Source organism: Candidatus Limnocylindrales bacterium (assembly GCA_035626395.1).
Classification (GTDB): Bacteria; Desulfobacterota; Binatia; order UBA1149; family CAITLU01; genus DASPNH01.
In genome coordinates, this window is record DASPNR010000031.1 from 208,695 (window position 1) to 228,352 (window position 19,658).

At 69.1% G+C, this 19,658-nt stretch carries 21 protein-coding genes; 7 read left to right on the forward strand and 14 right to left on the reverse strand.

Features of this window, described 5'->3' with window-relative positions; all coding sequences use genetic code 11:
* Nucleotides 1–11 precede the first annotated feature (11 nt).
* The 14 genes from VEC57_12430 to VEC57_12495 all read right to left on the reverse strand — a co-directional run bounded on the left by VEC57_12430 (nt 12) and on the right by VEC57_12495 (nt 10,372).
* On the reverse strand, nt 12–524 hold the full coding sequence (locus VEC57_12430; GenBank protein ID HYB99929.1) for an N-acetyltransferase: 513 nt from the start codon (nt 522–524) through the stop codon (nt 12–14).
* 62 nt (nt 525–586) lie between these two features.
* Complete coding sequence (locus tag VEC57_12435; GenBank protein ID HYB99930.1) at nt 587–961, reverse strand: hypothetical protein; 375 nt, start codon at nt 959–961, stop codon at nt 587–589.
* Between the two features lie 58 nt (nt 962–1,019).
* Nucleotides 1,020–1,643, reverse strand: a complete 624-nt coding sequence (locus VEC57_12440) for an isochorismatase family cysteine hydrolase (protein ID HYB99931.1) — start codon at nt 1,641–1,643, stop codon at nt 1,020–1,022.
* A gap of 33 nt (nt 1,644–1,676) precedes the next feature.
* Complete coding sequence (locus VEC57_12445) at nt 1,677–2,345, reverse strand: glutathione S-transferase (protein ID HYB99932.1); 669 nt, start codon at nt 2,343–2,345, stop codon at nt 1,677–1,679.
* A gap of 102 nt (nt 2,346–2,447) precedes the next feature.
* The gene (locus tag VEC57_12450) at nt 2,448–3,236 is read right to left on the reverse strand and encodes a DUF72 domain-containing protein (protein HYB99933.1); all 789 of its coding nucleotides are present in this window, start codon (nt 3,234–3,236) and stop codon (nt 2,448–2,450) included.
* Nucleotides 3,233–3,916, reverse strand: coding sequence for a hypothetical protein (locus VEC57_12455; protein ID HYB99934.1), 684 nt, complete (start codon nt 3,914–3,916; stop codon nt 3,233–3,235). The genes VEC57_12450 and VEC57_12455 overlap by 4 nt, the downstream gene beginning before the upstream one ends.
* Nucleotides 3,913–4,128 (reverse strand): hypothetical protein, encoded by a 216-nt coding sequence (locus VEC57_12460; protein ID HYB99935.1) that lies wholly within the window; start codon nt 4,126–4,128, stop codon nt 3,913–3,915. The genes VEC57_12455 and VEC57_12460 overlap by 4 nt, the downstream gene beginning before the upstream one ends.
* Before the next feature lie 225 nt (nt 4,129–4,353).
* Nucleotides 4,354–5,223 carry an LLM class flavin-dependent oxidoreductase gene (locus VEC57_12465; GenBank protein HYB99936.1) on the reverse strand — a complete coding sequence of 290 codons (870 nt, stop codon included), beginning with the start codon at nt 5,221–5,223 and terminating at the stop codon, nt 4,354–4,356.
* Nucleotides 5,224–5,229: 6 nt separating this feature from the next.
* Complete coding sequence (locus tag VEC57_12470; protein HYB99937.1) at nt 5,230–5,595, reverse strand: hypothetical protein; 366 nt, start codon at nt 5,593–5,595, stop codon at nt 5,230–5,232.
* A gap of 8 nt (nt 5,596–5,603) precedes the next feature.
* Nucleotides 5,604–6,008 (reverse strand): GFA family protein, encoded by a 405-nt coding sequence (locus tag VEC57_12475; protein HYB99938.1) that lies wholly within the window; start codon nt 6,006–6,008, stop codon nt 5,604–5,606.
* Nucleotides 6,009–6,021: 13 nt separating this feature from the next.
* On the reverse strand, nt 6,022–6,471 hold the full coding sequence (locus VEC57_12480; GenBank protein HYB99939.1) for an MAPEG family protein: 450 nt from the start codon (nt 6,469–6,471) through the stop codon (nt 6,022–6,024).
* A 90-nt stretch (nt 6,472–6,561) separates the two neighbouring features.
* Nucleotides 6,562–7,995, reverse strand: coding sequence for an aldehyde dehydrogenase family protein (locus VEC57_12485; protein ID HYB99940.1), 1,434 nt, complete (start codon nt 7,993–7,995; stop codon nt 6,562–6,564).
* 59 nt (nt 7,996–8,054) lie between these two features.
* A complete protein-coding gene (locus VEC57_12490) occupies nt 8,055–9,650 on the reverse strand; it encodes a mercuric reductase (GenBank protein ID HYB99941.1) in 1,596 nt (531 codons plus the stop codon).
* Nucleotides 9,647–10,372 (reverse strand): TVP38/TMEM64 family protein, encoded by a 726-nt coding sequence (locus tag VEC57_12495; GenBank protein HYB99942.1) that lies wholly within the window; start codon nt 10,370–10,372, stop codon nt 9,647–9,649. Before VEC57_12495 ends, VEC57_12490 begins: the two co-directional genes overlap by 4 nt.
* 244 nt (nt 10,373–10,616) lie before the next feature.
* Here VEC57_12495 and VEC57_12500 point away from each other — a divergent pair, with 244 nt between their 5' ends.
* The 7 genes from VEC57_12500 to hypE all read left to right on the forward strand — a co-directional run bounded on the left by VEC57_12500 (nt 10,617) and on the right by hypE (nt 19,642).
* On the forward strand, nt 10,617–12,335 hold the full coding sequence (locus VEC57_12500) for a DUF4215 domain-containing protein (protein HYB99943.1): 1,719 nt from the start codon (nt 10,617–10,619) through the stop codon (nt 12,333–12,335).
* A gap of 96 nt (nt 12,336–12,431) precedes the next feature.
* Entirely contained in the window at nt 12,432–14,123 is a 1,692-nt protein-coding gene (locus tag VEC57_12505; GenBank protein ID HYB99944.1) for an alkaline phosphatase family protein, read from the forward strand.
* Between the two features lie 153 nt (nt 14,124–14,276).
* Complete coding sequence (gene hypF / locus VEC57_12510; GenBank protein HYB99945.1) at nt 14,277–16,676, forward strand: carbamoyltransferase HypF; 2,400 nt, start codon at nt 14,277–14,279, stop codon at nt 16,674–16,676.
* Entirely contained in the window at nt 16,676–16,924 is a 249-nt protein-coding gene (locus VEC57_12515) for a HypC/HybG/HupF family hydrogenase formation chaperone (protein ID HYB99946.1), read from the forward strand. Before hypF ends, VEC57_12515 begins: the two co-directional genes overlap by 1 nt.
* Entirely contained in the window at nt 16,924–18,018 is a 1,095-nt protein-coding gene (gene hypD, locus VEC57_12520) for a hydrogenase formation protein HypD (protein HYB99947.1), read from the forward strand. The genes VEC57_12515 and hypD overlap by 1 nt, the downstream gene beginning before the upstream one ends.
* On the forward strand, nt 18,015–18,611 hold the full coding sequence (locus VEC57_12525) for an SIS domain-containing protein (GenBank protein HYB99948.1): 597 nt from the start codon (nt 18,015–18,017) through the stop codon (nt 18,609–18,611). Before hypD ends, VEC57_12525 begins: the two co-directional genes overlap by 4 nt.
* Nucleotides 18,608–19,642: a hydrogenase expression/formation protein HypE gene (gene hypE / locus VEC57_12530; protein ID HYB99949.1), complete on the forward strand. Its 1,035-nt coding sequence runs from the start codon at nt 18,608–18,610 to the stop codon at nt 19,640–19,642. The genes VEC57_12525 and hypE overlap by 4 nt, the downstream gene beginning before the upstream one ends.
* Nucleotides 19,643–19,658: the final 16 nt, after the last annotated feature.

A 19,658-nucleotide genomic window follows, 5' to 3' on the forward strand; every position in this document is an offset into this window, starting at 1 on the left:
CTCGCCGTTCTTCACTCGTCCAATACCGCGAATTGTGGCGCATAGGTCACGAGCCCGCGCACTCCGGCGAGGCCGCCCGGCTGCACCTCTGCAACCATGAACTGATCACCGTCGGTATAGAGGCAGGCAAGCCCGAAGCGCGAGGCGGGCACGAAGCCGAAGCGCGCGTAGTACGCCGGGTTGCCGAGCACGACGCAGAAGGAGCACGCATGCAGCCGCGCCTGCTCGAGGCCCGCTCGCACGAGGGCAGCGCCGGCGCCAAGACGCTGGAAACGCGGCAGCACGGCCAGCGGCGCCAGCCCGAGCGCCGTCGAGATGTCGCTTCGGCCCGCGATCGCCACCGGACTCATGAGCACGTGCCCGACGACCGTCTCGTCGCGCTGCGCCACGAGCGAAATGCGGTCCTGCCCTGCACGCACCAGCGCCGCGACCAGCCGCGCCTCGGCGCCGGTGGCAAAGGCCGCCTGGTGGATGCGGCAGATGGCCTCGAGATCGCCGGCAGTTGCGGGACGGACGCGGTGCATGAAGCTCCTTCTGGTTGCGCCTGCCGCGCCGCGCCACGATGCGTCGTCTCGGGGCGAAAGCCTCAGCTCTTCCTGGAACTGCGCTTCTTGCCGGCGCGCTTCTTGGTCGCGCGCTTCTTGCCGCCCCGCTTCTTCGACGCCTTTTTCTTGGAAGCCTTCTTCTTGGACGCCTTCTTGGCCGTACCCTTCTTGGAGCTGCGCTTCTTCGCCGCTGCCTTGCCGCCTTTGCGGCCGCCCTTGCGCGCGGGCTCCTTGTTCTCGGGCATGCCGCGTCCGGAGCCGGACTTCTTGCCGCCACCGCTGGTCTTGTTGACCGTGGCCCACGCCCTGGCGGCGGCTTCCTTCTCCGACACGCCGCGCTCCTCGTAGCCCTCTTCGATGTGCTCGGCCTGACGCTTCTGCTTGTCCGTGTAGGCTTTCTTGCTTCCTCTCGGCATCGCATGGCCTCCTTGGATTCCGATGAAGTGAGCGGGGCCATGCATAGCACAGTTTTCGTTACCCGCATTGCTCCTTGCGGCTCTTTTTGAGGATGGCCTCGAGATCGAGCCGGTCCGAGGGCGTGGTGTCGGCCTTCAGGACCTTACGGATCTGCTGCAGCGCGTGCTCGTTCTCGCGCGGACTGTTCGAGATGGTGCAGTCTTCCGGCACATACAGCTCGAAGTCCCGCATGTAGGCGTCGTTGGCCGTGAACAGGATGCAGATGTTGCCGGCGATCCCCGTCATGATCAGCGAGCGCGCGCCGATATAGGCCAGCAGCGTATCCAGCGTCGTTGCGTAGAAGGCCGAGTGCTTGGGCTTGAGCACGAAGTAGTCGTCTTCCTCGGGCTCCAGGATGCGGGCCAGCGGCGCGCCGGTCACACCGTCCTGCAGGCAGTGCTCGACCACCTTGCGGAAGTCGGACTGCCAGCGGCCAAAGTTGTCGTTGGCATAGATGGCCGGAATGCCCAGCGCCTTGGCGCGCCGCTTGAGCGCCGCAATGCGGTGCGCCATCGGGATCGCCGCCTCCATCAGCGCCGGACCGGTGTCGAAATCCATCGCGTTGATGACGTCGATGAGCAGGAGCGCCACCGGGCAGCTCTCGGGCGCACTGCCGTGGAGATCGGGATTACGCGCCGGCATGAGATGCTCCTTGCAGCCGCGAGCGAGCCGGCTTCAGCGCATCAGCTCGTAGGGGCCGCCCTTGGCAAGCGCCCGCTGGTAGGCGGGCCGGGCATGGATTCGATCGAGGAAGGCCTGCAGGCGAGGATAGGCCGCGGCCGAGGCGCGCGCCGCGGCGGCCTCGATGGGAAAGCTCATCTGCACGTCGGCGGCGGTGAACTCCTCGCCCGCGAACCACGCCCGCTCGGCGAGCTCGTCGTCCATGTAGCCGAGGTGCAGGTCGAGCTGAGGGCCGACGAACTGGCTCATGACGCGATCGGCGATCCCGCGCGCCACCGGCTTGACGAAGAACGGCATCGGCGCCTCCTTCACTCGCGAGAACACCAGCGACAGCAGCAGCGGCGGCATCGCCGAGCCTTCGGCATAGTGAAGCCAGTACGTGTAGCGAAGCCGCTGCGGCGTGCCGGGCGGCGGAATCAGCCGGCCGTTGCCGTAGCGTTCGACGATGTACTCGATGATGGCGCCCGACTCGGCCACGGTATTGGGGCCGTCGGTGATGACCGGAGACTTGCCGAGCGGATGGACGGCCTTGAGCGAGGGCGGCGCCAGCATCGTCTGCGCGTCGCGCTCGTAACGCCGGACCTCGTAGGCAACGTCCAGCTCCTCGAGGAGCCACAGAACACGCTGCGATCGCGAGTTGTTCAGGTGGTGGACGACGATCATGCGCGGCCTCCGTGCGGCGCGCGGCGGCGCGCGGGAAGCCATCTATCGAAGTGCGCAACCGGTGACAACGAAGACGAGCGCCAGTCGCGGCGACGGCGGCAGTCATCGTTCGGCCGCTCGCGCCGCTGCGGGCGGGCCGCTCAGCAGGCGGCGCTCCAGCCACAGGGCATTGAGCGTGGCAGCGCCGTACCTGGTGTTGTCGAAGATCACCCAGGCCGGTCCGCTCGCCACGTCGCGCCACAGCCTGGTGCCCAGCTCGTCCAGGAACGGTTCGTCGTAGGAGGAGGTGTACATCTCCGGGGAGCCGTGCAGCCGGTAGTAGGTCAGCCCGCGCCAGGCGCCGGGACGACCGGCTCCCGGAGCCGGCGCAGGATCGGCCGCCACGCGCGCGACCTGGTAGGCGAGCAGAAGCTGCTCGGCCTGCGGCGTGAACCAGGTGCGGTGACGCGGCTCGCACGCCACCTGGCCGAGATGTGCCTCGCGCAGTGCGCCGAAGAACAGGTGTGCGCTCTTGAGGTCCAGCGCCAGGCTCGGCGGCAGCTGCACCAGAAGCGGACCGAGCTTGGCGCCGAGACCGCCGGCTTCGTCGAGAAACCGCGTCAGCTCCTGCTGCGCGCCGATGAGATGACGGTCGTGCGTGATGGTGCGCGGCGCCTTGACGGCGAAGCGGAAGCCGGCCGGGACGCTGGCAGCCCAGCGCTCGTAGGTCCGCCGGCGATGGCTGCGATAGAAGGAGGAGTTGATCTCGACGGCACGCAGGCTGGAGGCGTAGCGCTCCAGGTGCGAGCCGTCGGCGCCGAACAGCGAGGCGTGCTCGGGGCGAAGCGACCAGCCGGCGCAGGCGACGAGAGGCTCGCAGGGAGCCACCGCGCCGCGAGCCCTGCCCGTCACTCTTCGTATTCGTCCGAGCCTTGCACCCACAGGAAGGATTGGATGTCGATCATGTCGCGCGGACGCATGTCGCGAAGGTCGCGGCGCACTTCCTCGGCGAAGGCCAGAACGTTCGAGTAGATCTCCCAGCTCGGGCGCGATCGGTACGAGAGTGGATGGCCGTATTCGAGCGCCGCCGTCCGCGTGACGTTGGGCTTCAGAAAGAAGTGCTGCTCGGGCTGGGCCAGGAACCCGAAAACCGTCACCAGCGGCCAGGTAAGCACCCGCGTCTGCTTTCGCGGCAGGCGCTCGACGACCTCGCACCAGCGATCGAACCTCTGCTGCGGGGAGCCTTTGCCGTGAAGGAGCTCGTAGAGACCGGTGGCGAAGGAGCGCGCACCGGGCGCGGCGCGCACGGCGTCGCGCAGCGCCATCTTCTCGAACGAGAACAGCAGATTGGTGCGCGATTCGATGCGGACGGCCCGTTCGGCGATCTTCTCGTAGGCGCCGCCCTGCAGCAGCGCGCGCATCTCCCTGCGCGACAGCTGCTCCTCCCAGCGCTCGTGCGCCTGCCATTTGTAGCTGCGCTCGAGCTCGATGTAGTCCCCGTCTCGAAAGCCGCCCGGATAGAAGCGCAGGAACTTGCGCCGGCACCGGTTGGCACCCGGAGCCGTCTTCAGCGCGGCTCCCGACGCTGTCATTGCCCGGCCGGCAGCGCCTGTGGCATCGCTGCCTGGGCCTGATGTGCCGTCGCCGTGTCGCACACCGCCACCACGCCGGCAGCCCTGCGGCTGGCCTCGAAGGCGGCGAGGGCGGCATCGCGACTCTCGGCGTGAAGATTGTCGCAGCGGGCCGCGAATGCGGTCAGAAGACAGGCGATGAGAATCGGCAGCCTCAGGATGATCGCGAACATGGAACTGTCTCCTTCGAGCTCGTGTCTCCCTGCCAGCTCGGTTGCTTGTCTCCAGGCCGATCCTAGCTCGCGACCGCAGGTCAGCGAGGAGTCCCTGCCATTTCTCGCACTTCGCGACTCGACGTGGGGATTCTGCAAGGCCAAAGCTTGCAGCTCCGCGCGATAGTCACACCAGTTGCGACACGCGCAGAAATGCGAGAACGGTGTTCCAGATGCGGGGCTCGGCTATTGCGCGAACACCACGTCGAAAACTTTCGGATCCGTTTCGTAAGGCTTGCCCGGACGTGGCCAGTGCACGACGAAATCGGTCACACCCGCGGCCTCGTACAGCTCCGTCGCTTCCTGAAAGGACTGCCGCGACTGCAGGCCCGGATCGAGCAGAGGGCCGCTCAGCACCAGGCGGGCAAGCGTGGAGGGATCGCGGCCCACCGCCGCGCAGGCTGCCTCGAGCCGCTCGATCTGCTCGCGCACCACCGATGCGCCGCGCGCAGGATCCAGCACTCCTTCGCCACGGCGCTCGCCGGTGGTGACCCAGATGTCGGCGTGCCGTGCCACCAGGCGCATGCCGCGCGGCCCCGTCGCGGCAAGGGCGAGGGGAGGCCGCGGGAGCTGGAGACAGCCTGGATAGGTACGCGCCTCGCTGGCGCAATAGTAGCGGCCGCGATGGGAGGCGGCGCTCTGGCGCAACAGCTTGTCGGTGATTTCGACGAACTCGAGGAAGCGGTCGGCACGCTCGCGCGGCGACCACGGCTCCTGTCCGAGCACGGTGGCGTCCCAGCCGCCGCCGCCGGCACCGATGCCGACGATGAGGCGCCCGCCGCTGATGTCGTCGATGGTCATCATCTCCTTCGCGAACGGAACCGGGTGGCGGAAATTGGGCGATGCCACCAGCAGGCCGATTCGCGCCCGCGAAGTGACGGCCGCCGCCGCGGTCAATACCGGAACTCCCGCGAACCACGCGCGATCGCGGAAGGATCGCCACGCGATATGGTCGTAGGTCCAGACGTGCTCGAAGCGCATCGCGTCCGCGCGCTGCCACAGCTCGCGCGCCTGCGGCCAGCGGTGCTCGGGCAGGACGACGACGCCGAAGCGCATGACCGCTCAGCTGGAGGCGAGGTGCCTGAGGAAGAGGATACCGAAGAGGAGGTCCCCTCCCGCCGCCAGCGGTGCCTGCACCGGCAGGTGGCCGGCCAGCCACAGCGCGACCAGGATCGCGACGAAGCCGAGCTTGCCCGCCGCCGACAGGCCGATGAACATGCGCTCATCGTTGCCGGTCATCGCGGTGCGCAGGTAGCCGGCGCCGAACAGCGTGACGAACAGGCATACCGTCAGCACGAACACCGGCGGCGCTTCGGGAAGTCCTGCCAGGGAACGGCCCTGCGGCGTCAGCAGGGCCGCGCCGGCGACGATGTTCATCACGGCGGTGGCGTAGAGAGCGGTTCGCATCCAGGAGGGGAGCTGTTGCATGGCGGTCCTCATTCGAACGGCGGGTACTCTTCGTAGCGTGCAAGATCGTCGGCGATCCGGTCCCACTCGGCCTTCGACCCGACGAAGATGTGGGCGTCCGGCCGCACGCCGGGATCGCCGTCGACGGTGCCGAGCGTCACCCAGATCGCGTCGGCGAGCGGCGCGAACGTGAAGAAGAGGCTGGAGCCGCACTCGCCGCAGAAGCCGCGCGCGATGTGCTCGGACGATCGGTACCACTTCAGGTGCAGGTGCGGATCGTCCACGTGCAGGCTGTCCTTCGCGCTCCGTGCGAACGTGGAGAAGGCGGCTCCATGGGCCTTGCGGCACATGCCGCAGTGGCAGTGGTGGGCTTCGCCGAGCGGCGACTCGATTCGATAGCGGACCGACCCGCAAAGACAGCTTCCTTCGATCATCGTTCCTCCTCGGTCAGGCCACGACGCCGAGCGGCGGCGGGTCGGAAGACATCAGCAGCTGCACGAGCAGCGTCGCCCACATCAGCGCCAGCACCATGCTGCTGGTGAAGTAGACGCCGAAGCGCGCCAGGATGTTGTTGGTCGTCAAGTGGATGTAGGAGTGGATGCAGCGCAGCACCACGTACGTCCACGCCCAGAACACCAGCCAGACATTGGCCTGCGCCGTCACGTAGATCAGGAGGCACACCACGTAGAACAGCGTCGGCATCTCGAAGAGGTTGACGAAGTGGCGGGCCAGCACGCGAAGCTCTTCGGGCTCTTCGCCCACGTACGCCTTGTAGTAGGCGCCTTCGACCTGGCCGCTGCGCACCGCCGCGAAGCGGCGGGCGCGCATGCGCATCAACACGTAGAACGTCAGCGCGAACATGGCGAAGGTCGGATACAGGATCAGGTGCTGCGACATGTCGGCTCCTCGCAAACGAGCTGCGCGACGGCTGAGGTGACGGCGCCAGGCGCTCGCGCGGTGGTGGCGGCATGGGCGTGGCGGGCATTGCTACGCCTCGCGCACCACCATCAGTCGTATCTCGGTCATGTCTTCCATCGCATGGCGAACGCCCTCGCGCCCGAGCCCGCTGTCCTTGACGCCGCCGTACGGCATGTTGTCGACGCGCCACGACGGAGCGTCGCCGATGATGACCCCTCCCACGTCCAGTACGTCCCATGCACGCTGGGCCCGGTACAGGTCGCGCGTGAAGATTCCTGCCTGCAGGCCGTAGCGCGACCGGTTCACCTCGCGCAGGACCTCTTCGAAGTCCCAGTACGGCTCCAGCACGGCCACCGGACCGAATGCCTCCTGCGCGTAGAGATCGGAGTCGTGCGGAACCTTCTCGAGCAGCGCGGGCGACAGCATGACGCCGTCGCGCTCGCCGCCGCACAGCAGCGTCGCGCCCCGGCGCACGGCCTCCGCGATCCAGCTCTCGACGCGCATCGCCTCGCGCTCGCTGATCATGGGGCCGATGAACGTCGCCTCCTCGCGCGGGTTGCCCATGACGAGCTGCGAAGTCCTCTCGACCAGCCGCGCCCGAAGATCGGCGTAGATCTCCTCGTGCGCGAAGATGCGCTGCACGCTGATGCAGCTCTGGCCGGACTGATAGAACGCCCCGAAGAGGAGGCGTTCGACGGCGTCCTCGAGGTTCCAGTCGCGATCGACCACGGCGGCGGCGTTGCCTCCGAGCTCGAGCACGACCTTCTTCTTTCCCGCGCGTCGTTTGAGTTCCCATCCCACGTCGGGCGACCCGGTGAAGCTCAGAAGCCGCAGCCGCTCATCCTCGCTGAAAAGCTCCGCGCCGTCGCGAGGGCACGGCAGGATCGAGAACGCGCCGGCAGGCAGCGACGTCTCGGCCAGCACCTCGCCGATGATCAGCGCGCCGACCGGCGTCAGGCTGGCCGGCTTGAGCACGAACGGACATCCGACGGCGATGGCGGGCGCGACCTTGTGGGCGACCAGGTTGAGCGGAAAGTTGAACGGCGAGATGAACGAGCACGGCCCGGCGGGCACGCGCCTCCACATGCCGCGGTAGCCGCGCGCCCTGGAGCTGATGTCCAGCGTAAGGACTTCGCCGGTCATCCGTACCGATTCCTCGGCCGCCACGCGAAACGTGTCGATCAGGCGCGTGACCTCGCCGCGCGAGTCGCGGATGGGCTTGCCGGCCTCGATGCACAGCGCAACGGCAAGCTCCTCGGCCCGCTGGCGGAAGCGGTCGACGCAGTGCTGCAGGATCGCCTGCCGCTCGTACGCCGCCAGAGCACGCATGGGCGCGGCCGCTTCCACGGCAGCGGCGATGCCGCGCTCGATGGCGCCGCGATCGGCGAGCGCGACGCGCGTGGCAACCTGGCCGGTGTACTTGTCGCGGACCTCGAGGTCCGTGTTGGCCGCGACGGCCTGGCCTGCAAGGTAGTACGGGTACGACGTGTTCAGCTCGCCCATGATCGCGCTCCTGCCACTAGTGTAGGAGCAACGGCAGGCCGGCGCAGCCGCCGCCGGGCTCAGCGCGTCAGCCGCAGGATGCCCCCGAGCACCGCCTTGGCCAGCGGAGTCAGCCGCGTGCGCATGTAGGAGTTGGCCGCCGCCTTGATGCCTTCGGCCTGGGTCGGATAGGGATGGATGACGCCGGCGATGGTGGCGAGCGACAGCTTGCCTGCCATCGCCAACGTGACCTGGCTGATCATTTCGCCGGCATGCGAGGCAACGATGGTGGCGCCGAGGATGTCGGGCGTTCCCTTCTTCGTATGGATTCGGACGAATCCATCGGTCTCGCCGTCGCAGACGGCGCGATTCACCTTGGAGAGCGGTATTGTGAACGTGTCGAGGGCGATTCCGCGCTCGCGGGCCTCGTCTTCGTAGAGTCCGACGTGCGCGACTTCGGGGTCGGTGAAGGTGCACCACGGCATCGCCAGGCCGCTCATCTTCTTGCGTCCGAAGAACAGCGCATTCTGCACCGCGATCTTGGCGGCGGCGTCGGCCGCGTGCGTGAACTGCCATTGCAGGCAGCAGTCGCCGACGGCGAAGACGGCGGCGTTGGTGGTGCGCAGGTTGTCGTCGACTTCGATCCCGCGCTTGCCGAAGCGCACGCCCGCCGCCTCCAGGCCGAGACCCTCGACGTTGGGTGCGCGGCCGGTGGCGACGAGGATCTCGTCCACGACGACCTCGCCGGCGCCGCGCGCCGAGGTGTAGCGGACGGTTCTGCCGCCGGCGCTGCGAGTGACGCCGGAGATCTCGACACCGAGTGCGAGCGATACGCCGTCGCGGACGAGACGCCGCGCGACGATGTCGGCGGCGTCGGCGTCCTCGCGCGGCAGGAGTCGCGCCGCCACGTCGAGCACCGTCACCTGGCAGCCGAGCCGCGCCATCGCCTGCGCCAGCTCGCAACCGATGGGGCCGCCGCCGATGACGGCGAGGCGGCGAGGCCGCTGCGTCAGGTTGAAGATCGTTTCGTTGGTGAGGAAGCCGGCCTCGGCCAGGCCGGGAACCGGAGGCACGGCCGCGCGTGCGCCGCTGGCGACGATCGCCTTGCGAAAGCGCAGCGTGGCGCCGCCGACGTCGATGGCGTCGGCGGAGGTGAACCGGGCGCTGCCGATGAACACGTCGATGCCCATTTCGTCGCGGTAGCGGTGCGCGGAGTCGTCGGCGCTGATCTCGGCGCGTGCCGCGCGCACTCGTGCCATGGCGCGTGCGAACTCTTCGTCGAGGCGCTCGTGGTCCAGGGGCTGGCTGCCCAGCAGCGCTTGCGCCTCGGCCACTCGGCGAGCGCAGCGGATCAGCGTCTTGGAAGGAACGCAGCCGAAGTTCAGGCAGTCGCCGCCCATGAGGTTGCGCTCGACCAGAGCCACCCTGGCCCCAAGCCCGGCCGCCACGGCCGCGCTGATCAGCCCGCCGCTGCCGGCGCCGAGGACGACGAGGTTGTAGCGTCTGGCCGGAGCGGGATTGCGCCACGTGGCCGGTGCGACGTTGGCGAGCAGCGTCCGGTTGTGCTCGTCGAGCGGCTCGACGGCGCTGCGCTCGAAGCCGGCGGCACTGCCGTGCTGCATCGGCTCGGCGCGCAGGCCGTCCCCCGCCGTACGCCCTGCTCCCGGTGTGCTCATTCGACCGCGTGGCCGGCCGCTTCGCGAAGGGATCGGCGGGCGATGCGCGTCACGACGGTCGTGACGGCGATGGTGGCGACCAACCCGAGGACGAGCACGCCGTAGTAGGCCGGGCCCTTCTCCACGGGCGCCCCTCCGGCCAGCGCAGCGACGTCACCGGCCAGCTTGCCGTAGTACACGAACAGGAACGTTCCCGGGAGCATTCCCGCGCCCGCAACGGCATAGTCGGAGAACTTCACGCGGGTCAGCCCGAGCGCATAGTTGAGCAGCGTGAACGGGAACGCCGGCGACAGGCGCAGCAGGAAGACGATCTTGCGCCCCTGCTCGGCAACCGCCCTATCGATGGCGGCAAAGGCGGCATGGCCGCGTATGCGTTGCTCGACGGCAGAGCGCGCGACGTAGCGAGAGACGAGGAACGCCAGGCAGGAGCCGGCAAATGCAGCGGTGAAGACGTAGACGACGCCGGCGCCGAGGCCGAAGATCGCGCCCGCGGCCAGAGTCAGAAGGGACGCGGGAACGAAGGCCACCACGGCGAGCGCGTAGCCGGCGATGAAGACGACCGGGCCGGCCGCGCCCAGGCCCTCCACCCACTGCGCGAAACGCGGGATGGCGGCGCCGGCCTGCCGGCCGAGCAGCAGAAGGACCACGAGAGCCGCCGCCAGGACGGCCCATCGAAGCCCTACGGCTCGTCGGCTGGCCGTACTGGCCTGCTCTGCAGTCACGGCACGCACCTGTATCCGGTGCGGCTCGCCGATGCTCGCGGCTGCGGCATCCGGCCCGATGCCGCGTGGCGAGGAACCCTTCTCCGACCTCGTCTCCATCGAACTTGGATGCCGCCGCCGTTCCGGCGTGACGCCCTTGGCTCGGGTGCGGTTTGCCTGTAGGTGTCCGCGGCCGCCTCGAGCGGCGGGATATTTCCGGAGGCCGGATCAACCGGACCTGCGGTCGGGAGGGGGAACGATGTCCATGAAAACCATTTTTGCGGCGGCGCTGATCGCCGGGATCGTCGTCATCGGAGCGCCGGCACCCGCGCGCGCCGTCATCGGCGGCGCATGCTGCACGAGCCAGGGATGCACCGAAGGCACGCAGGCGTTCTGCGAAAAGCAGCTCCGGGGCAGCTATCGCGGCGACAGCACGACGTGCAAGACGCCCAACATCTGTAGCGAATGCGGCAACGAGCAGACCGAGCCGCCCACCGAGCAGTGCGACGACGGCAACACGATCGACACCGACGGTTGCATCAACTGCCGAGACGCATTCTGCGGTGACGGCTTCCAGTTCATCAACGTCGAGCAGTGCGACGACGGCAACACCAACGACGACGACGAGTGCGCCAGCTGCAGGGTGGTAGTTGCCACGACCACGACGCAGCCGCCGACGACGACGTTCCCGCCGACGACCACGACCTCGACGACGACCACGACGCTATCGGTCAGCGGTGCCTGCTGCTATCCCTCGGGAGGCTGCAACGAGCTGACGCCCGAGATCTGTCAGTTCAAGGTCGGAGGCGCCTACCAGGGCGACCACACGACCTGCGACGACCCCGGCATCTGCTCGACGTGCGGCAACGGCGAGGTCGAGCAGGGCGAGGAGTGCGATGACGGCGACAGCTCCAGCGGCGACGGCTGCAGCGATGACTGCGCCGTGGAGCAGTGCTGGACGTGCACGACCAACGGCGGCTCGACGACCAGCACCCTCATCGTCGGCAGCCGCATCTCCAATCCTTCCGTGTGTGAGCACGACGACTCGGCCAGCTGCGACGACGGCGACGTCTGCACGCTCGGCGACACGTGCTCGGCAGGAACCTGCGGGGGCGAGGCGGTGCTGATTCCGGCGGCCTGCGAGTGGGTGATGGTCGGCGGCGATCCGACGCGGTCGGTGCAGTCGCGCTACCGCGGAAACAGCACGGTGATCGGCGACGTCTGCGGCGACACCGTTCGCATCGGCGACTCCACCTCCCTGACCGGCGATGCCGTGGCCGTCTCGGCCACGGGTCGCGGCGTGTTCATCGCCGCCGCGGCCGTGATCGACGGCGACGTGGTGACCGGCGGCTCCTCGGTCGTCGGCAAGCCGCGCGGCACGGTGCTTCCCGGACTGGCAACCGACGAGGTCGCCTCCGGACAGACGGCCATGCAGTCCGGCGACGCAACCGACGTCTACGACACGACCGGCAGCAGCGCCCGCGTCGACGAGTGCGAAGACGCGCAGGCGGATGTCGACGGCGGCGCGGCACTGGTGGCGGCGCTGCCGTCCACGCAGGACCTCGGCGACGTGCTCGTGAAGGGCAATCAGTCGCTGACGATCAACGCCACCAACATCGGCGGCCTCAACGTCGTGGACTTCGACCGGCTGCGCACCGGCAACGACGCCACCATCACGCTCGACGGCGGTGGCAGCGGCGACACCGTCTTCATCCTGCGCGTGCGCAAGAAGCTGGACGTGCGCTTCCGCAGCGACATCGTGCTTGCCAACGGCACCACGCCCGGCCACGTGATCATCGTCGGCTCGAGCAGGTGCAAGTTCGGCGAAGAGGTCACGGGCGGCGGCACCGTGGTCTGCCCCGATGGCAAGCTCCTGCTCGAGGAGCGCGTGGAATGGATGGGCGCGGTCCTCGGCGGCCGCAAGATCGTTCAGCTGCGCGACAGCGGCGTGCTCACGCATGCGCCGCTTCAGGTCGGGCAGTAGAAGCCTGACGATCGTTCGTGCGAAGGCCGGCTGCGCGCAAGCGCGCCGGCCTTCGTACGTTTGCGTTCCGCAACCCGCGCCCGTAACGGAATCGACATGCGGCTGCGCGCCACGCTGCATCTTCTCGCTACCGCCGCCGCCCTCCTGTGCGCAACCATCGCTGCGGCGCAGCCGCCGCGCCTGATCCTGCAGATCACGGTCGACCAGCTTCGCGGCGACATGCTCGAGCGCCACCGCGACCGCTTCGGCGCAGGCGGCCTTGCGCTGCTTCTTTCGCGCGGGCACGGATTCACCGACGCCACGCACGATCACTCCAATACCGAGACGATCGTGGGTCACGCCACGCTGGCCACCGGCGCCGAGCCCGCCGTGCACGGAATGATCGGCAACGTCTGGTTCGACCGCGGCTCGGGCGAGATGCATTACAACATCGAGGACGCCGCCCACCCGCTGGTCGGCAATGACGAGGGCGGCGCGCCGCCCGACCTCGCCCATCGCGTCGCCCGAACCAGCGGCCGCTCCCCGCGCGCCATGCTGGCGCGCACGTTCGCGGATGCGCTGGCTGCCGGCTACGGCGAGCGCACGAAGATCTTCGCCGTTTCCATCAAGGACCGCGGCGCCGTTCCGATGGCCGGCTTTGCCGGCAAGGCATTGTGGTTCTCGACCAACAGCGGCGAGTTCGTGTCGAGCAGCTTCTATTACAAGCAGCTGCCGGAGTGGGTGCGCGAGTGGAACGCGCGCCGGGCCGCCGAGGCCTACGACGGCAATCCATGGACGCTGCTGCACGACATCTCCGCGTACCGCTACGGCGCGCGCGACGACGCGCCGTGGGAGGTCGCCCCAGCAGGCTTCGGCCGCGCGTTCCCGCATCCGCGCTCGCGCGCGCTGCAGGGCGCGGCCTTCCTGAGCGCACTCGTGGCGTCGCCGGCGGGCGACGAGCTTCTCGCCGATTTCGCCGGGACGCTGCTCGAGGAGGAAGACCTCGGGGAGGACGAGGTTCCCGACTATCTCTCCGTCAGCTTCTCCTCCAACGACTACGTCGGGCATCTCTTCGGCCCCGAAAGCGTGGAGGCCGAGGATGAGCTGCTGCGCCTCGACCGCACGCTCGCCGATTTCCTGAAACTCGTCGACGACGAGGTCGGCCTGGAGCGGACGCTGATCGTGCTGTCGGCCGATCACGGCGCCGCCGAGCCGCCGGCGCAGCTGTCGGCTCGCGGCATCACCGCTTCGACCATCCTGCTTTCGGAGCTGGCGCAGTCCGAGCCCGTCAGGAAGCTGGAGCGGCGCTACGGCCTCAAGAAGCCGCTCGTGCGCGCGGGGTGGCCGCCCTACTTCTACCTGGACCGCCAGGCGATCCTCACCGCGGGCGCCGACCCGGCCAGGGTCCAGCGCGAGCTGGCAGCAGCGCTGCGCGAGCTGGAGGGAATCGCGGCCGTGATTCCCGCCGCCGACCTGCTGGCGCGGCGCACGCCCGATACGCCGCTCATGGCCAAGGTGCGGCGGAACTTCCATCCGCTGCGCTCGGGCGATCTTCACATCGTGGCCGATCCGGGCTGGCAGCTCCTCGACAAGGAGGAGGCGAGGCGGACGCTGGCGACCATTCACGGATCGCCCTGGCGCTACGATGCATGGGTGCCGCTGATCTTCGCCGGCCCCGGCATCCGGCCCGGCACGACGGCCACGCCCGTCTCGACCACCGACATCGCGCCGACGATGTCGGCGTTGCTGGGCGTCAGGCCGCCCTCGCGCGCGAGCGGGCGCAGCCTGGCGGCTCATCTGCGCAAGTGAAGGCGGCGCCTGGCGCGCCTCAGACAGGAGGCGTGCCGGTCGTTGCCGGCCGCGCGGCCGCTCAGGCCGGGCCGACGACGTCAGCTGCGAGGCCGCGGCGTACCGCGCCGTGGATCTTGCGGCGGGCCCATGGGGCGCGTAGCTAGGCTCGCCATGCTGGTCCGCTCCGACAACCCGCAGCGAGAGCCGGCCACGAGGTTGCCTTCCGCGGACGGCGCACAGGAGGCGATCGCCAGCGGCTGCGGAAAGACGGCGACCGCGCCGGCGCCCGCCGTGCGCCGATCGATCTTCGTCCGCGGCATCGTGCAGGGCGTCGGGTTCCGTCCTTACGTGTTCTCGCTGGCCGCCGAGATCGGCGTCGGCGGGTTTGTCTGCAACAGCGCGGACGGTGTCGTCATCGAGGTCGAAGGCGACGCGGCGCGTGTCGCTGCGTTCGAGGAGCGGCTGCCCGCCGGTGCGCCGCCGAGGGCGCGCATCGCACGCATCGACGGCGCGACGGTTTCGGCGCGGGGAGAGCGGGAGTTCGTCATCACGGGCAGCGAGCGCGGCGATCGCGCCGGCGAACGCTGCTTTCCGGCCGACGTCGCCACCTGCTCCGATTGCCTGGCCGAGCTGTTCGATCCCGCCGACCGGCGATATCGCTACCCGTTCATCAACTGCGCACACTGCGGGCCGCGTTTCACCATCCTGCGCTGCGCTCCGTACGATCGGCCCAACACCACGATGGCAGGCTTCGCGATGTGCGGGGCGTGCCGGCGCGAATACGACGATCCCGCGGCGCGCCGGTTTCACGCGCAGCCCGTCGCATGTCCGGCGTGCGGGCCGCGGCTCATCGCGTGCGACGCCGAGGGCCGCAGCGTGGCGGCGGAGCCGTTCCTGTGGGCGCGCTCGATGGCGGAGGCGGGACGCATCCTCGCCGTCAAGGGCGTCGGCGGCTTTCATCTGGCGTGCGATGCGAGAAGCGAGGCAGCCACGCAGCGGCTGCGGGTGCGCAAGAACAGAGACGACAAGCCTTTTGCAATGATGGTGGCGGATCTGGATGCGGCGCGGCGGCTCTGTCACGTCTCGCAGCAGGAGGCCGCGCTGCTGTCGTCGTCGCGCAGGCCCATCGTCCTGCTGCGGCGGCGCCCCGGCGCCGGCATCGCGGCCGCCGTGGCGCCAGGCGGCAATCCGATGCTGGGAGTGATGCTGCCCTGCACTCCGCTGCACGAGTTGCTGGTCGAGTCCGCTGCCTCACCGCTCGTGCTGACGAGCGGCAACCGATGCGACGAACCGATCGCGTTCGACGATCTCGATGCGCTGCAGCGACTGCGCGAGATCGCCGACGGCTTTCTCCTGCACGACCGCCCCATCCAGATCCGATGCGACGATTCGGTTGCGCGGGTGAACCGCGACCGGCCCGTGCTCCTGCGGCGATCGCGCGGCTACGCGCCGGAGCCGCTCGCGACGGCGCTTGCCTGCCCGCAGCCGATTCTGGCGCTGGGCGGCCACCTCAAGAACACGTTCGCGCTGGCCGCCGGGCGCAGCGTCTTTTTGAGCCATCATCTGGGCGACCTCGGCGACTGGGCGGCGTATCGCGCCTTCCGCGAAGCCGTCGCGCACTACGAGACGTTGTTCGACATCCATCCGCAGGTCCTCGTGCACGACCTGCACCCCGACTACGCAACGACCCGGTACGCGCTCGAGCGCAACGCGCACGACCCGGGCCTGCGCCTCGTTGCCGTGCAGCACCATCATGCACACATGGCCAGCTGCATGGCCGAGAACGGTCTGGCCGGACCGGTCATCGCGGTCACCTTCGACGGTGTCGGTCTCGGCAGCGACGGCACGATGTGGGGAGGCGAGTTCCTCGTCGGCGACTACCGCACCTTCCGCCGTGCAGCGCATCTGCGGCCGGTACCGCTGGCCGGTGGCGAGCGGGCGATCCGCCAGCCGTGGCGGGTCGCGCTGGCGCATCTGCTCGATGCCGGGCTGGACCCCGGCCGGCATCTGCCGGAGGTCCCCGGCGATCTCCTCCACATGGTGGGCGCCATGATACGCACGCGTGCTCATTCGCCGGACACCACCAGTGCGGGGCGCCTCTTCGACGCGGCCGCGGCGCTTCTCGGCGTGCGCCGCGACGTTTCGTACGAAGGTCAGGCCGCAATCGAGCTCGAGTGGCTCGCCACGACGGCTGACGCCGAAGAGGCGTTTCCGTTCGTGCTCGAGCGCCGCGCGGATGCGCTGGTGGTCGACACGCGCCCGCTCATCCAGGCGATGATGCGCGGCGTCAGCGCATCCCTTCCCCAGGCGCAGCTGGCACGGTCATTCCACGCGACGGTCGCCGACATCGTTGCCTGCGTCGTAGCTCGTCTTCGTAGCGAGACGGGCATAGAGGACGTCGCGCTGACCGGAGGGGTCTTCCAGAATGCGTTGCTGTTCGACATGACCGTGCGACGGCTCGAGAGGAGCGGCCTACGCGTGCATGCGCACGGCCGCGTCCCTGCCGGCGACGGTGGTCTGGCGCTCGGACAGCTGGCCGTGGCGGCGGCCGTGCTGCAAGAGGCTCGCTGATGTGTCTGGGTGTTCCTGGAAGGGTGCTCGAGGTTCGCCGCGAGCGAGAGCTGCTGACGGCAACCGTCGACTTCGGCGGCGTCTGCCGCAGCGTCTGCCTCGAGCACGTTCCTGACACCGTGCCGGGCGAGTACGTGCTCGTGCACGTGGGCTTCGCGCTTTCGCGCATCGACGAAGCCGAAGCGATCAGGATCTTCGCGCTGATGCGCGAGCTCGACGAGCTGGACGAGTTCCAGAACGGATCGTGATGAAATTCGTCGACGAATACAGGGACGGCTCGACGGCGCGGAAGCTGGCGCAGGCGATCCGGCACGCGGCGACGCGGCCGTGGACGCTCATGGAAGTGTGCGGCGGGCAGACGCACACGATCCTCAAGCACGGTCTCGACCAGCTTCTCCCGGACGGCATCGAGCTGCTGCACGGGCCCGGGTGCCCGGTGTGCGTCACCTCCCTCGAGATGATCGACAAGGCCCACGACATCGCGTCACGGCCGGAGGTGATCTTCTGCTCCTTCGGCGACATGCTGCGCATTCCCGGCTCGCGCACCGACCTGCTCCAGCTGAAGGCGTCCGGGTGCGACGTCCGAATCCTTTATTCGCCGCTGGACGCGGTTCGTGTGGCCGAAGAGAACCCTCACCGGCAGGTGGTCTTCTTCGCCGTCGGCTTCGAGACGACCGCACCGGCCAACGCGATGGCGGCATGGCTGGCGCGGCAGCGACGGCTGCGCAATTTCAGCCTGCTCGTCTCTCACGTCCTGGTGCCGCCTGCGCTGGCGTTCATCCTGCAGGCGCCGGGCAACCGCGTGCAGGCGTTCCTGGGCCCCGGACACGTCTGCACCGTCATGGGGACCAGGGACTACGAGGCGGTCTGCGCGCGGTACCGGACGCCGGTCGTGGTCACCGGCTTCGAGCCGGTCGATCTGCTCGACGGGGTCCTGTGCGCGGTGCGGCAGCTCGAGAACGGCGAGGCCAGGGTGGAGAACCGCTATGCCCGCGTCGTGCGCGATGAGGGCAACACGGCCTCGCGCAGGCTGCTGGAGGATGTTTTCGAGGTCTGCGACCGGCAATGGAGGGGAATCGGGCTGCTGCCCAAGAGCGGGCTGCGCCTGAGCCACGAGTACCGGGATCTGGATGCGGAGCGGCGCTTCGAGGTGGAAGCGGTGACGTCGGTCGAACCGCGCGAATGCATCAGCGGGCAGGTGCTGCGCGGCCTCAAGCGTCCGTCGGACTGCTCGGCTTTCGGATCCTCGTGCACGCCGCAGAGCCCGCTGGGCGCGACGATGGTATCTTCCGAAGGCGCGTGCGCGGCGTACTATCGATACGGGCGCGCGGGGGCGGCATGACGGCTACGGCGTTGACCGACGCCATCCTTCGCAAGGCCCGCGAGAGCGCAGCAACGAAGGAAGCGTTCTTCACCGAGTTCGCGCCGCAGATCGCACAATGCTGCTCGGCTATGGCCGCGGCATTCGACCGCGGCGGGCGGCTGTTCGTCATGGGCAACGGCGGCAGCGCCTGCGACGCCGAGCACCTGGCGGTCGAGTTCGTCCACCCGGTCATCCAGAAGCGACCGGCGCTCCCGGCCATCAGCCTGAGCACGGGAGCCGCGCTGGCCACGGCCACGGCCAACGACCAGCACTTCGCGCTCGTGTTCGCCAACCAGCTACGCCTGCTCGCGCGTGCCGGCGACATCGCGCTGGCGATCTCCTCGAGCGGGCAATCGGCCAACATCGTGCGCGGGCTTCGGACGGCGCGCGAGCTGGCGATGATGACGGTGGGGTTCTCCGGGCGCGACGGCGGGCGCATGCGCGACCTCTGCGATTACTGCTTCGTGGTGCCGAGCTTCAGCATTCACCGCATCCAGGAGGCGCACGAGACGTTGCTGCACATTCTGTGGGACGTCATTCACGTCAGCCGCGGCGAGGAGGACGTCCTGTGACGGACTGCCCGCTGCCCTTGTCGTCTCATGACCGCATCCTGCTCGGCCACGGCTCGGGCGGGCGCCTGACGGCCGAGCTGATCGAGCGCGTGTTCGTGCGTGGGTTCGGCGGATCCGTGCTGGCGCGGCTCGAGGACCAGGCGACGGTCGAGGCTGGCGGCGCGCGCATCGCGTTCACCACCGATTCGTTCGTCGTCCGGCCGCTGTTCTTCCCGGGGGGAGACATCGGCAGGCTGGCCGTCCACGGCACCGTCAACGACCTCGCCGTGGGCGGCGCGCTCCCGCGCTTCCTTTCGGCCGCGTTCATCCTGGAGGAGTCGCTTCCCCTCCAGGACCTGTCGCGGATCGTCGCGTCCATGCGCGAGGCCTGCGCCGAGGCGGGAGTCGAGCTCGTCACGGGCGATACGAAGGTCGTCGACAGGGGCAAGGGCGACCGCATCTTCATCACCACCTCAGGAATCGGAGTAGTTCCCGCGGGGCGTGCGCTCTCCATCTCTGCGGCGCGCGCGGGAGACGCGGTGCTCGTTTCGGGACCCATCGGCGACCATGGCATCGCCATTCTGTCCGTGCGCGAAGGTCTCGAGTTCACGACGGCGCTGGTCAGCGACACGATGCCCCTGCATGATCTGTGCAGCGTCCTGCTCGACCACTGTCCCGCCACCCGCTGCATGCGGGATCCGACGCGCGGCGGCCTGGCCAGCGCTCTGGTCGAGCTCGCAAGCGCATCCGCAGTGGGAGTGCAGATCCGCGAGGAAGCGATTCCGGTCCGGCCCGAGGTTCGGGCGGCGTGCGACCTGTTCGGCCTCGATCCCCTCCACGTGGCTTGCGAGGGGCGGATCATGGCCGTGGTTCCGGCGGCCGACGCCGAGCGGGCGCTGGCGGCGCTGCGATCGCATCCGAAGGGTCGCCAGGCCGCCATCATCGGAAAGATCGTCGCGGACGATCCCGGCGTGGTGATCATGACATCGCGGCTGGGCACGGCTCGCCCGGTCGGCTTGCTCGCCGGCGAGCAGCTGCCGCGAATCTGTTGAGGGAAGAAGAGGAGTC